Annotated in this window: 14 protein-coding genes; 11 read left to right on the top strand and 3 right to left on the bottom strand. The window is 55.5% G+C overall.

The features are described 5' to 3' along the window. Nucleotides 1-13 precede the first annotated feature (13 nt). The 5 genes from rnr to rpmG all read left to right on the top strand — a co-directional run bounded on the left by rnr (nt 14) and on the right by rpmG (nt 4,452). The gene (rnr, locus tag ABLQ08_RS00675; protein ID WP_352940487.1) at nt 14-2,266 is read left to right on the top strand and encodes a ribonuclease R; all 2,253 of its coding nucleotides are present in this window, start codon (nt 14-16) and stop codon (nt 2,264-2,266) included. Then, the gene (locus ABLQ08_RS00680; RefSeq protein ID WP_352938255.1) at nt 2,263-2,736 is read left to right on the top strand and encodes a DUF983 domain-containing protein; all 474 of its coding nucleotides are present in this window, start codon (nt 2,263-2,265) and stop codon (nt 2,734-2,736) included. The genes rnr and ABLQ08_RS00680 overlap by 4 nt, the downstream gene beginning before the upstream one ends. Then, on the top strand, nt 2,733-3,479 hold the full coding sequence (locus ABLQ08_RS00685) for an NUDIX hydrolase (protein ID WP_352938257.1): 747 nt from the start codon (nt 2,733-2,735) through the stop codon (nt 3,477-3,479). The genes ABLQ08_RS00680 and ABLQ08_RS00685 overlap by 4 nt, the downstream gene beginning before the upstream one ends. A gap of 187 nt (nt 3,480-3,666) precedes the next feature. Beyond that, on the top strand, nt 3,667-4,068 hold the full coding sequence (locus tag ABLQ08_RS00690; protein WP_352938260.1) for a RidA family protein: 402 nt from the start codon (nt 3,667-3,669) through the stop codon (nt 4,066-4,068). A gap of 216 nt (nt 4,069-4,284) precedes the next feature. After that, nucleotides 4,285-4,452, top strand: a complete 168-nt coding sequence (gene rpmG / locus ABLQ08_RS00695; RefSeq protein ID WP_008192710.1) for a 50S ribosomal protein L33 — start codon at nt 4,285-4,287, stop codon at nt 4,450-4,452. A 518-nt stretch (nt 4,453-4,970) separates the two neighbouring features. Here the strand turns inward: rpmG and ABLQ08_RS00700 are convergent. Next, nucleotides 4,971-5,342: a response regulator gene (locus ABLQ08_RS00700; RefSeq protein ID WP_352940488.1), complete on the bottom strand. Its 372-nt coding sequence runs from the start codon at nt 5,340-5,342 to the stop codon at nt 4,971-4,973. Between the two features lie 139 nt (nt 5,343-5,481). Between ABLQ08_RS00700 and ABLQ08_RS00705 the strand changes: the two genes are divergently transcribed. From ABLQ08_RS00705 to ABLQ08_RS00715, 3 genes are read left to right on the top strand one after another with little or no spacing between them, the layout of a single operon-like run. Continuing rightward, nucleotides 5,482-5,781, top strand: a complete 300-nt coding sequence (locus tag ABLQ08_RS00705; protein ID WP_352938262.1) for a DUF3572 domain-containing protein — start codon at nt 5,482-5,484, stop codon at nt 5,779-5,781. Beyond that, nucleotides 5,774-6,436, top strand: a complete 663-nt coding sequence (locus ABLQ08_RS00710; RefSeq protein ID WP_352938265.1) for a hypothetical protein — start codon at nt 5,774-5,776, stop codon at nt 6,434-6,436. Before ABLQ08_RS00705 ends, ABLQ08_RS00710 begins: the two co-directional genes overlap by 8 nt. A 52-nt stretch (nt 6,437-6,488) precedes the next feature. Beyond that, nucleotides 6,489-7,793: a DNA polymerase IV gene (locus ABLQ08_RS00715; RefSeq protein ID WP_417714880.1), complete on the top strand. Its 1,305-nt coding sequence runs from the start codon at nt 6,489-6,491 to the stop codon at nt 7,791-7,793. A 24-nt stretch (nt 7,794-7,817) separates the two neighbouring features. Here the strand turns inward: ABLQ08_RS00715 and ABLQ08_RS00720 are convergent, their stop codons facing one another. After that, entirely contained in the window at nt 7,818-8,696 is an 879-nt protein-coding gene (locus ABLQ08_RS00720) for a cell envelope integrity EipB family protein (protein ID WP_352938267.1), read from the bottom strand. Between the two features lie 306 nt (nt 8,697-9,002). Between ABLQ08_RS00720 and ABLQ08_RS00725 the strand changes: the two genes are divergently transcribed. From ABLQ08_RS00725 to ABLQ08_RS00735, 3 genes are all read left to right on the top strand, one after another. Next, on the top strand, nt 9,003-9,470 hold the full coding sequence (locus ABLQ08_RS00725; RefSeq protein ID WP_352938269.1) for a RidA family protein: 468 nt from the start codon (nt 9,003-9,005) through the stop codon (nt 9,468-9,470). A 66-nt stretch (nt 9,471-9,536) separates the two neighbouring features. Continuing rightward, nucleotides 9,537-10,298 carry a glycerophosphodiester phosphodiesterase family protein gene (locus tag ABLQ08_RS00730; protein ID WP_352938271.1) on the top strand — a complete coding sequence of 254 codons (762 nt, stop codon included), beginning with the start codon at nt 9,537-9,539 and terminating at the stop codon, nt 10,296-10,298. A 111-nt stretch (nt 10,299-10,409) separates the two neighbouring features. After that, nucleotides 10,410-11,723 (top strand): GNAT family N-acetyltransferase, encoded by a 1,314-nt coding sequence (locus ABLQ08_RS00735; RefSeq protein WP_352940490.1) that lies wholly within the window; start codon nt 10,410-10,412, stop codon nt 11,721-11,723. Nucleotides 11,724-11,748: 25 nt separating this feature from the next. On the opposite strand, the gene ABLQ08_RS00740 is transcribed toward ABLQ08_RS00735, so the two are convergent. Further along, a complete protein-coding gene (locus ABLQ08_RS00740; protein ID WP_352938273.1) occupies nt 11,749-13,059 on the bottom strand; it encodes a serine hydrolase domain-containing protein in 1,311 nt (436 codons plus the stop codon). Nucleotides 13,060-13,087: the final 28 nt, after the last annotated feature.

Raw genomic sequence — 13,087 nt, forward strand, 5'->3', positions numbered from 1 at the left:
GGTTCCTGGCGAGATGCCTTCCCGCGAAGACATTCTCGCCTTCGTAGCCGATAATCCGGGACGGGCAGGCAAACGAGAGATCGCCCGCCATTTCGGCATCATTGGCGGCGCCCGAATTCATCTGAAAAAGATGCTGAAAGACCTTGCTGAAGAAGGCTTGGTCGAGAAGCGCAACAAGCGCATGATCCGGCCTGGCGATCTGCCCCGCGTTTTTGTTGCCAATCTGATCGCCCGCGACCGGGATGGCGATCTTCTGGGTGTGCCGGTAGACTGGGACGACGAGGCCGGTGAACCACCGAAAATTCTGGTTCTGACAGGCAAAACGAGAAGCACACAACCTGGTTTGGGCGACCGTGCCCTCATCCGCCTGACCGAAGCTGAAGCAGGGCCAGAAGCTCAATACGCTGCTCGCGTGGTCAAGGTTCTTGAGAAGAAACAGGGCGCAATTCTTGGCATATTCAGGAAGCGCGACAAGGATCGTCCGGCCTATCTTGAACCGATCGACCGCAAGCAACGAGAACTGGACATCGACCCCACCGATCTGAAAGAAGCCGAAGATGGCGATCTCGTCAGTGTTCAGGTGACGCGTTCGGGACGCTACGGTCATCCACGCGCCTCGATCGTCGAGCGTTTCGGATCGATGAATTCGGAAAAGGCCGTTTCGGAAATCGCCCTGCATTCGCATGGTATCCGGCATGTGTTCCCTGCGAGCGTCGAAGCACAGGCCGAGGCCGCCAAACCGGTGGAGAAGCTGGGCACTCGGGAAGATTGGCGGCAAATACCGCTCATCACCATCGACCCGCCGGACGCAAAGGATCACGACGACGCGGTGTATGCCGAGCCTGACGAAACGTCCGGGAACGAAGGCGGTCATGTGGTCCATGTGGCCATCGCCGATGTTGCTTACTATGTGACGCCTGGCTCTCCAATGGACAGGGAAGCGAATTTGCGTGGCAATTCGGTCTACTTTCCTGACCGCGTGATCCCGATGCTGCCGGAGCGCATTTCCAATCAGTTGTGTTCCCTGCGTGAAAAGGAAGACAAACCGGCGCTTGGCGTGCGCATGGTGTTCGACAAGACCGGACGGAAGATCAGTCATACGTTTCATCGCGTTCTGATGCGCTCTGCCGCAAAGCTTTCCTACATTCAGGCACAGAAGGCCATTGACGGCGTCCTTGATGACAAGACGGAGACGCTGCTGGAAGGCGTCCTGAAGCCTCTCTGGGCTGCTTATGACGCCCTAAAGAAAGGCCGGGACGCACGCGAACCGCTGGAGTTGGATCTGCCGGAGCGCAAGATCAAGCTCAAGAAAGACGGAACGGTCGACAGCGTCTACGTGCCGGAACGTCTTGATGCGCACAAACTGATCGAAGAATTCATGATTCAGGCGAATGTTGCCGCCGCCGAGACGCTGGAGAAAAAGAAAAGTCCCCTGCTCTACCGGGTTCACGACGCTTCAACGCCGGAAAAACTTGAAAGCCTCAAGGATTTCCTGTCGACGATCAACATGAAGCTGCCGTCCTCCGGCGGCTTGAGACCCTCTGTCTTCAACGGCATTCTGGCGAAAGTGAAAGACACACCGCAGGCCCATCTCGTCAATGAAGTGGTGCTGCGAAGCCAGGCACAGGCGGAGTACACGCCGCAAAATATCGGCCATTTCGGGCTCAACCTTCGCCGCTACGCGCATTTCACATCTCCCATTCGACGCTATGCCGATCTGATCGTTCACCGGGGACTGATATCCGCGCTCGGTCTTGGCAGCGATGGCCTGCCGGAAGGAATCGAGACCAAACTTGAGGCAATCGGTGCAGAGATCTCTGCGGCCGAACGCCGCGCAATGCTGGCTGAACGCGACACGATCGACCGGCTGATCGCGTTGTGGATGAGCGACAGAGTCGGAGCGACCTTCCAGGGCCGGATCGCAGGCGTGGTAAAGTCCGGACTGTTCATTCGCCTTGAAGAATCGGGTGCAGACGGTTTTGTTCCAGCCTCCACAATAGGCCTGGACTATTACCGCTACGACGAAGGGTCGCATGCACTGATAGGTGACAAAACCGGTGAGACTTACCAACTTGGCGACCAAGTGGAGGTCAGGCTGGTGGAAGCAGCACCTTTTGCCGGCGCGCTGACATTCGAACTACTCAGCAATGGACGGATTGCGGGGAAGAAGATTCGAAAGGCAGCGCCCAAGGCCAGACGCGGACCGCCCAAGGGTGGCCGCACCAAGACCTCCTCAAGCAGAAAGAACCGAAGGAGGTCTTCGTGACGGTTCATTATGAACTGAATGAGAATGTTGAGGTACCGGAGGACGAGGCAAAGGAGAAGCCACGGCGACCCGTTCTTCCGGCAATGCTGCGCGGTGCATTCAACAGGTGCATGAACTGCGGCAAGGGAAGCGTCTTCGATGGTTTCCTGAAAACCAGACATGCCTGCAGCGAATGCGGCGAGGAGTTTCACCACCAACGCGCAGACGACGCACCGCCGTACTTCACCATCACGATTGTCGGACACGTCATTATTCCCGCCTTGCTGCTGGTGGAAGTCTTCTGGCGCCCTGCCATCTGGATCCATATGGCACTTTGGTTGCCATTGACCATCATCCTGTCACTCGCTTTGATGCGCCCCATCAAGGGAGCGCTGGTGGGTCTTCAATGGGCGCTTTACATGCACGGTTTCGACCCGGAAGCGGAAGACGACCTTCCCCCGCTTCCGGAACCATCTGAAAGGGTCTCATGAGCGGTTCATTCGAAAAGCAGCTGGCGAAAGACGAGCGAGCCGGAAACTATCCCTATATCCGACCGAAAGATGCAGCAACGCTGCTCATCCTGGACCGTGACGCCCAGGGAACGATCAAGCTGCTGATGGGTCGCCGGCACATGCGCCACACCTTCATGCCAGGCAAGTTCGTCTTTCCGGGCGGAAGGGTCGATCCGGCGGACTCGCGGATCTCTCATGTGCTGCCGTACCATCCCGATGTGGAAGCGAAACTGTCGGAAGGTTTGAAAAACAGCAAGTCTGCGGCACGCGTGCGGGCCTTTGCCCTGGCAGCAATACGCGAGACCTACGAAGAAGCCGGGCTTTTCATCGGTCAGAAATCAGGCGAAGCTGCGCTTCGGCTGGGTTCCGGCTTCGAAGCGTTCTCTGAACGTGGAATTCAGCCTGATCTTGGAGGCCTGCGCATGATCGCGCGGGCGATCACACCACCTCAGCGCCCCCGTCGCTTCGACACACGCTTCCTGGCTGTTTGGGCGGATGCCATAGCCGACCAGCTTCCGGATGGCAAAGGCCCTTCCGGCGAACTTGAAGACTGCGCATGGCTGACGCTTGAAGAAGCCCGGCAGAAGGAACTGCCGCTTATCACCACGAAGATCCTGACGGATCTGGAAGATCGGCTGAATTCGGACCCCGACCTGTCACCGACAACAGCGGTTCCCTACTATTTCTTCCGCAAAGGTGCGTTCGTCCGGGAAATGATCTAATCGGCTCCACCGAAGCAACTGCTGATCGCCCATGTTCTCAGTGCGGTTTCCTGAGGTTTTTGCCCTTCTCACACCTCGCGCAAGGAATTTGCGAACGCTCAGCCTGCTTTGGTTTATGATAAAGCCTGAGGCAAGTTCTACCAGGCAGGCCTAACTGGCCTTGCCGGAGCGGCTGGAGGGCTGACTGATGAAAAAGCGAGCTATTGTTCCCGACGAATTGCAGTCCCAACATACTGATTGGAAAATGTCTCCCGGTCTCGCCTGCGGAGACTTTCTTTTCCTGACTGGAATGACAGGCGCCGAATCCGATGGCAGCCTATCGAACGATCCGGAAACCCAGATCCGTACTGCATTTCGCAAGGTTGGTCTTGTATTGGCCAAAGATGGTTTGAGCTATTCTGCCTTGGTCGACATGACCACCTATCACGTCGGATTGCTTGATCACCTTGAGCTCTTCAAGTCCATTCGTGCGGAGTATGTGGAAGAGCCATATCCGTCATGGACCGCAATCGAGGTCAGCGGTTTCGTGCGCGAAGATGCCATCATAGAGATCAAGGCGATTGCCAGCAGGATGCCCAAGGCAAACTGACCGCGTTAAGAGCGACTGGCTGCAGAAGTGACGGTAAGAGCAAAGAAAACCTGACGCGATGCACATCAAAATATGACCCGGAGCACAGGGAGTGCTTGACTTTGACGCCCTGATGAGTACTTTGCGCGCTGATTTCAGACATTGGGGCAGATTCACCGCCAGCCAATCTGGCCATAAGAACCCTTTGCCCGATAACCGAGAACAGGATCCAAGGCCATGGCCAAGGCGACAACAATCAAAATCAAGCTCCTCTCCACGGCGGACACCGGTTTCTTCTATGTCACCAAGAAGAACTCCCGCACGATGACCGAGAAAATGGTCAAGCGGAAGTATGACCCGGTTGCCAAAAAGCACGTTGAATTCAAGGAAGCCAAGATCAAGTAATCTTGCCGACCTGGTAAAACAGAAAAGCCCGCCGTTTATGGCGGGTTTTTTTGTGACCGGATTCACAACAAAAAACCGCGCAGAAGCCTGCGCGGATCGGAACCTGTTTTCATTTCAGGAAAATTGTGGTCGGCGGGAACACGGCATTCGAGGAGGCCACTCATCGGCCGGTTCCCTGCCGACCTGCCCCACGGACCCAGGAGATGCGGCGGACCTGAGCACTCCGAGGGGAAACTTTTTTGCCTATCCTACGTCAGGACAATATTTACCTCACGAAAGAGCGGATCGGGTATGACCCTAATCTGCGGTCACCCTATCCCATTGTAACCCGAATGCAACATTTTCCCTAAAATATGCACAGGAACAATGCACTTTTAGTAAATTTGTAATCTTAATATGAGTGAGAGTGGCTTAAGTTGCAATGTGCTTTGACGCTAAGGTGATGAAATCAACACCTTGTGATTGCACGAAATCTTGCGAACTTCTAGACAAGTACGCAGATTTTCATGAAAAACCGGTCACGCCTCTCCCAGATAAGCACGGACAGTTTCAAGAAACTTTGCAACCGAGATCGGCTTGGAGATGTACGCTTCACACCCGCCTTGCCGGATCCGCTCCTCGTCGCCCTTCATGGCGAAGGCAGTCACCGCAATGACCGGAATCGAAGAAATTTCGTCGTCTTCCTTGATCCACTTGGTCACTTCAAGGCCCGACACCTCGGGAAGCTGGATGTCCATGAGGATCAAATCCGGGTGATGTTCACGCGCAAGCTGCAACGCTTCTATTCCGGTACGGGTCTGTAAGGTGTTATAACCGTGAGCTTCGAGCAGGTCATGAAACAGTTTCATGTTCAGCTCGTTGTCTTCTACGATCAACACGGATTTTGCCATATTGTCCGGCCCTTCACCCGGCATTCTGCCGGTCCCATCTTACTCAGCGCAGCGTCTCATCGTCCGCGGTAGAACCCTTCCCCGGCCCGCATTAGATTTGTTCTAACCCGGAATCGTTTCAGAAAGGCAAAAAAACACAATGAAAAATATGCAGGGAAAGTCATTATCCGTTGAAGAAGCACAGGGAATTGCCACAGAGGCGCTCCTGCAGCTCAGCCGGGACCCGGAACAGATCGGTCGTTTTCTGGCTTTTTCGGGTATCGGACCGGATGTGATTCGAACCGCCGCCGGCGAACCGGGCTTTCTTGCTGGAGTTCTTGAATTCTACATGATGGATGAACCTCTTCTGCTTGCATTTTGCGAAAATGCCAGCATTCGTCCAACCATGATCGCCGCAGCTCGCTACGCGCTCGCGGGCGGTGAGGATGAGCATGCCTGAGCCCACACCGGCAAACCCCGAAACGCTTGCCCAAATTCGCCTGCTTCCACAGTCGGATAATCCGTTGATCATTTGCGATGTCGATGAAGTCATCCTTCACATGATCTCACACCTTGAAGACTATCTTCATGAACGTGGTCTGATGTTCCTGAAGCACGAGTATCGGCTCACGGGAAATATCGGCAGCAAGGAAAGCCGTGAAACACTGGCTGCAGAAGATGTGCGCAGACACCTGATGACGTTTTTCGACGACGTCACCCACAGACAGGACATGGTTCCCGGTGCCGATACCGCGCTCAATCAACTTGCCAGGGACTGGGACATTGTCCTGTTGACCAATCTTCCGGGCGGCCACAACAAGCCGACACGTGAGAAACTCCTCAGCGAATTGGGTATTTCCTTTCCCGTTCTCACCAATTCCGGTCCAAAGGGTGGCGCCGTCGCAGCGCTTGCGGCCGGGCGTCCGTCACCCGTCGTCTTCATTGACGACAGCCCGACCAATCATAGATCCGTTCAGGCAACCCTTCCTTCCACGGTGCAGATTCAGTTCATAGCCGATGCGCGCTTTCGCAGCGCAACGCAACCTGAAGGCCATATTGACCTTCTGACTGGAGACTGGCAGGAGACGACGAGCTTCATCGACGCTATTCTTTAAGTGTGAAATCACTCCACAGAACAAAACCGTCGCAAGAACAAACGGTATTGCCGTGACCCAAACCTCTCAGGAGCAAAAAAGTCTTTGCCGGGATTGCGGCACCCGTTTTGCAGCGGCAGCGCAGCGTTGTCCTTCTTGTGGCAGTCCGAGGGTCGTGTCTCACCCGGAACTTGATCTGCTTGCAATTGCCCACATCGATTGTGATGCATTTTACGCTTCCGTTGAAAAACGCGACAATCCTGAACTCCAGGATCTACCTGTGATCGTGGGTGGTGGCCAGCGCGGCGTCGTCTCAACATGTTGCTATATTGCCCGAATTTACGGTGTGCGCTCCGCGATGCCGATGTTCAAGGCACTTGAAGCCTGCCCGGATGCCGTTGTCATCAAACCCAACATGGAGAAATACTCGCGGATCGGCAAAGAGATCCGTACCCGCATGCGCGCGCTCACGCCGTTGGTCGAGCCGCTTTCAATCGACGAGGCCTTTCTGGACCTGACCGGTACCGAGCGTCTGCATCAGGCCACTCCGGCCGAAACACTTGCCAAGTTTATTCGGGGCGTTGAATCCGATATCGGCATCTCGGCTTCAGTCGGCCTGGCTCCCAACAAGTTTCTTGCCAAACTTGCTTCAGATCTTGAAAAACCTCGCGGGTTTTCGGTCATAGGCGCTGCGGAAGCAAAGTCCGTTCTGGCCGAAATGCCTGTCGGACGGATATGGGGCGTCGGCAAGGTATTCCAGAAGAAACTGGAAAACGATGGCATAAAAACAATCGGTCAGTTGCAGACCATGGAGGCAGCCGATCTCGCGCGGCGCTACGGGTCTATCGGATTGCGCCTGGCGCAGCTTTCACACGGCGATGACACCAGAATTGTCAAACCCGAACGTGGCGCCAAGAGCGTTTCTGCAGAAACAACCTTTCGCACCGATATTTCCAGCTTCGAGACTTTGCGGCCAATTTTGCGCGGTTTGTCCGAAAAGGTGTCGGCAAGACTGAAAAAGGCGGAAATTTCCGGCAGCGGTATCACGCTGAAACTGAAAACCGCCGACTTCAAGACAATCACCAGAGCCCGGCACCTGCCCGACCCGACCCAGCTTGCCGATCGGATCTATGCCGCAGGGGAAGCCTTGCTTGAAGCCGAAGCTGACGGCCGTCGTTTCCGCCTGATTGGTATTGGAGTAAGTGACCTGGAATCTGCGGACAGAGCTGACCCGCAGGACCTTGTCGATGAAACGGCCGAACGCAGGAAGAATGCCGAGCTTGCGGTGGACAAGCTCAGAAACAAGTTCGGGAAGGCCGCAGTCGAACTCGGACTGACACACGCAGCCAAGGTCGCCGAGGACTCGAAAAAATCCTGACCTGACCGCAGGCCGCCCTACTGCCTATGGTTTGGAACAATCTGCTTCGTCGTAAAGCTCAAGCGCGGCCATCTTGCCCTGAATGGTGAAGTCACCATAATCCAGCTTCAGGTTTCCGCTGATACCGTTCTCGTAAAGCCAGAAAGAAAGCTGGTAAACCGGCATAAGCTCACCAGAGCCCTCTTCGTCCGTCGGATCGAAATAGGCGACTGTCACCGGCCAGTAGCTCAGTCCGGCAAGCGGAGCGTCGGGACCATCGGATCCCGCTTTCACCGGACTTGTGGCCTTTGCACCAATCACGGTGGTCGTGGCGTAGACCTTTTCACCGGTTTCTGCGCCGTCATAAATGTCCGCGGCTACAAACGGAACGCCCTCTTCCGCAGCATTCATGATCGAAAGCAGGTGTTCAGTCGGAAAGAGCACTTCCCGCCCGATATCAAGCGACTTTTCAGACGGCTCCTTCAGCTCGACCGTCCTGCTGTCCTGTCCGAGGCGCGCAGTTCCCCTTGTTGCCTCGACCAGTTCCTGGTCGACAAAGGTCTTCGACAGAAACTGATAGCTTTCCGCCTGCGGCTCCTCGAAGGAAGTGGTTTGAAGGTCCGTAACCTGAGAACCGCCATCCGCGTTCTGGAATTCGGTCACGAACCGGAAATTGACGCTGTAACCTTCACAGGCGCTGCCGGAAAAATCGTAGACCATCCGTCCGTTCAGACCTGCGATACCCGACTGATCCTCCATTTCGCCGAGTTTCATGTCATAAACTGCCCGGTGTGGAGCGAGCTCATGGACGGCCGCGACACCCGCCGTGGCGGCGAACGCGGCATTCATCGGAACCAGTCCGACGGTGAAAGCCAGAATTGCAGTGGAGTTTGCCAGGGACAAGCGCTTTGAAACGCACAGCATCAGGGTACCTCGTACTCGTTCGGGTAGCAAACGATGCCGCCCTCGCCGTCATTATGCGATTATCTGTGTCTTTCGCCATAGCGAATTGGAGCCCCTCCAAGATATCCTCAGATCGCACGGAAAACTTCACAGAAAACTACGGAAGAATGATGGTGAGACGCCGGTTTTGCTTGCTTAAGCGCTCATAACCCAGACAGGCGGTAGAAATTGACCTTGTCAGTTTTCGGAATTTGCGCCAAGACACCTCTCCAATATGTGCAAATGCACAAGTTCCTGAACCTGAGTTGACAAGTGCGGAGAAGCCAAATGAGCACGACCATAGAAGCCCGTCTGAACGAGCTGGGCATTACCCTGCCGAACGCTGCCGCTCCCGCGGCGAACTACGTCCCTTTCGTCAAGACAGGCAACCAGCTTTTCGTTTCCGGCCAGCTTCCGATGAGTGACGGAAAGATCGTCGCGACCGGCAAGCTGGGTGACGGACTTGGTATCGAAGACGGCAAGGAAGCCGCGAAGCTGTGTGCCATCAACCTTCTGGCTCAGGCCAAGGCCGCGACGGGCGATCTGGAAAAAGTGGTTCGTCTGGTCAAGATTGTCGGCTTTGTGAATTCGACCGCAGAATTTGGCGATCAACCCCAGGTGATCAACGGTGCCTCCGACTTCCTGGTCGAAGCCATGGGTGACAAGGGCCGCCACGCGCGTTCAGCCGTCAGCGCTGCCTCGTTGCCGTTCGGGGCTGCGGTCGAGATCGAAGCCATTTTTGAAATCGCCGACTAAAGCCGTTTCCTGCGGCGCCTTTCAATCAAGGCGCCGCTGTTTTCTTTATCGAATTAAGTCCGACCCATGACCCCTGCCCTCAAGACTATTTTCGCCCGCCCGGTCGCCCATCGCGGATATCACGATGCTGACAACGGCATCATTGAAAACACCCCTACCGCCGTTCAGAAAGCAATTGATAAAAATTTCGGCATCGAAGTCGACGTTCAGGAAACGGCTGATGGAGAAGCGCTGGTCTTCCATGACTACACGCTCGACCGGCTTGCGGAAGGCACCGGCAAGGTGATCGAACAAAACTCCGGCGATCTGATGCAGATCCATATGAAGACCGGAACAGACAAGCTGTGGCTGCTTCAGGATCTGTTCGACCAGGTTGACGGCAAGGTACCGCTGGTCATCGAGATCAAGTCATTGATGCGACGGGACGCACAAGGCGATTTTGTTCGACGTGTCACGGACCAAGTGGCAGCCTACAAGGGGCCTGTCTGCATCAAGTCCTTCGACCCTGACATGATTTCACATGCCAGGAACCACAAGCCCTCAGTTCTGCGTGGCATTGTTGCTGACGGGGCCGAAGCCGGACCGGATTACGCTCGGTACGGTCGAACGGACCGCTTCATTCTGCGCCATCTCTTGCATGTCCCGCGCACCCGGCCGCATTTCATCTCCTATGGCATCAACGACCTGCCCAAGGCGGGGCCAAGTCTGATGAGATCTCTGCTCAAGCTGCCCCTGATGACCTGGACGGTTCGTACACAGGAGCAGCGCGCCAAGGCCACCCGGTATGCAGACCAGATCGTCTTTGAAGGCTTTGACCCGGACAAATAGCCGAAGGCAGATTTGAGGCCGGGGGAAACTGATCTCGCGGCCTCTTGCGCGGCAAAACAGCCGCGCTACATTTAAGAGTTCATGATCTGGAATTTTGGTTTTCTACAACGCATGACCTCTTCCTCCTCGACGGATAGTACCAGTGCGGCCGAAAACAGCGGCCAGCAGACGATTTCGCTGCGCGTTCTGTCTTCGCTAAGCGATGTGGCACCTGAAGCCTGGGACAGTGTGGCCAACCCCGGATGGCGGCTCTCCGGCAGCGGAACGCTCCAGAAACGCCAATCCAAAGGCCTACTCGATGACTTGACGAGCGCACTTGACATTGAAGTTAATCCAGCTTCTGAAGAAATATCTTTTAACCCATTCCTTTCTCACGCATTTCTTGATGCCCTCGAGAGCTCCGGTTGTGCAACTGGAGACACCGGATGGCTGCCGCGGCACCTGATTTTGGAAGATGAAACCGGTACTGTTCTCGGGGCCGTCCCGGCGTATCTGAAAAGTCATTCACAGGGTGAGTATGTCTTCGACCACGGTTGGGCGGATGCGTTCTACCGGGCTGGCGGAGAATACTATCCAAAACTGCAAATCTCGGTTCCCTTCACGCCTGCGACCGGACGCCGTTTCCTGACCGGAGCAGGTGTAAACCGGGAAGCGGGATTGCAAGCGCTAGCGGCCGGTCTGGTGCAGCTTTGCAAGCGAACCGGGGCCTCTTCCGTTCATTCGACATTTCTGACCGAGGCGGAATGGACCACGCTTGGAGAGCTGGGTTACCTGCAACGAACCGACCAGCAGTTTCATTGGGAAAACAACGGCTACGACAGTTTCGACAACTTCCTTGCCGATCTTGCTTCTCGCAAGCGAAAGGCGATCAGAAAGGAACGCCGTGAAGCGCTATGCGCCGAGGGGATCGAAGTGGAATGGATTACCGGCCGGGATCTGACCGAGGCTCATTGGGACGCTTTTTACAAATTCTATATGGACACGGGTTCTCGGAAATGGGGCCGTCCTTATCTCAACCGGAATTTCTTCTCGCTTATCAATGAGCGTCTTGCGGAACAGACGCTTCTGGTACTGGCCAGGCGCAATGGCCGATACATCGCGGGTGCATTGAATTTCATGGGCTCCGAGACACTGTTTGGCCGGCACTGGGGCTGCACGGAACATCATCCTTTCCTCCATTTCGAGCTTTGCTACTACCAGGCCATCGACTTTGCCATTGACAGAGGATTGAAGCGCGTCGAAGCGGGAGCGCAAGGCGCGCACAAGCTGGCACGGGGCTATATGCCCGCAACGACCTATTCAGCGCACTGGATTGCGCATGAGGGGCTCCATCAGGCTGTCGCGGATTACCTGGAACAGGAGCGCTTCGCAGTCGAACGGGAAAACGAAGCGCTCGCAGAACATGCGCCATTCAAGAAAGGCTAGCCAAGTGCCCGGCGCTTACCCTCGCCTATTTCAAGTGGCCGGCAATTGCATCAAAGGCCGCGAGACGAGGCTTGTTAGTTTCGCGAGCGGCATTTGACGCGCTTTTGGCTGACGAAAACGTAGCGATGACCACATTCTCCGCCTGATTGACGTAAAGGTGCTGACCGAACACACCTCTGAAGGTTCCGATACCTTTTTCGGCGTCATGAACCCAAAGATAGTTCTTGTAGCCCTCCAGCCAGTCATCGAAGCGTGGTGCTGCCGGGTCCTTGTAATCGCTTTGCGACATCTGTTGCAGCTCTTCTTCCGTCAGGCTGAACGTATCCTTGACCCAAAATTCCGGAAAAACCTGCACGCCGTTATATTCACCATTGTTGGCAACGACCTGACCAACCCGGGCAAAGTCGCGCAAGGTGGTGTTGAAGCCGCCTGTTGCGATGGGATTGAAGGCGACGTCGGACATGAAGAATGCATCATGTTCCACGCCCAGCTTGTTCCAGACATTATCTGCAATGAACTGGTGAAGCGGCTTGCCTGAGACACGCGCGATAATCCAGCCGGCAACATCCACATTTGGCGAATGGTACTCGAACCGGTCTCTCGGCTTGAGGTCCGGGTTCCCCTCAAAACGGGGCAAGAACTCCAGGATGCCGCGAGGGGTATCGTCTTTCTTCGGGTTCATCGCCATCAAGTCAAACGCGGGAATAAAGCCAAGCCTGCGGAAGTACTCCGTACTGACCGCGCCGGGTTCGAAATTCTCATAATCCTCCGTGTAGCCGAGGGCCGAGACCATGTTGAGAACGTCGCGTACCGTTCGATTTCCGAAATAGGTCCCCTTCAGTTCGGGAATGTAGGTCTCGACCAGATCATCGACATTGACCTTGCCATCCTCCACAAGGAGCCCCATGGCCAGGCCGACCAGCGACTTGGTGCTCGAAGCCCAAAGATGGTGATCCCGTTCACCAAAGCCATTGAAGTATTCTTCGTAAACGATCTTGCCGTCCTTCAGAACGACGATCCCGTCCGTGTCGTCTCCGATCATTGCTTCGCGAACCGTGTATGATTTGCCGCCGTAATCGAAACTGAGATCACCGATCGAGGGGTCCGGAATTTCCTCCAGCATCACGATATCGCCTGCCCTGGGCACCATGAGGCTGGGAGCAATGCCGACATTCCGGAAGGCCCACTGGCTGTAAGGCTGCTCGGACCAGTTCATGAAGGTGACCTGCGCATCCGGTTTGGCGGGAACCGTGTCCATCGCTCCCGATTGTGCCATTGTTTGCGAAACAGGCAGAAGACTTATTGCGGCCATTAGCGGTACAACCATTGTTTTCATCAGTTAATTCCCTCTGCGTCGCCTCGAT

Source organism: Roseibium sp. SCP14, assembly GCF_040329475.1.
GTDB lineage: Bacteria > Pseudomonadota > Alphaproteobacteria > Rhizobiales > Stappiaceae > Roseibium.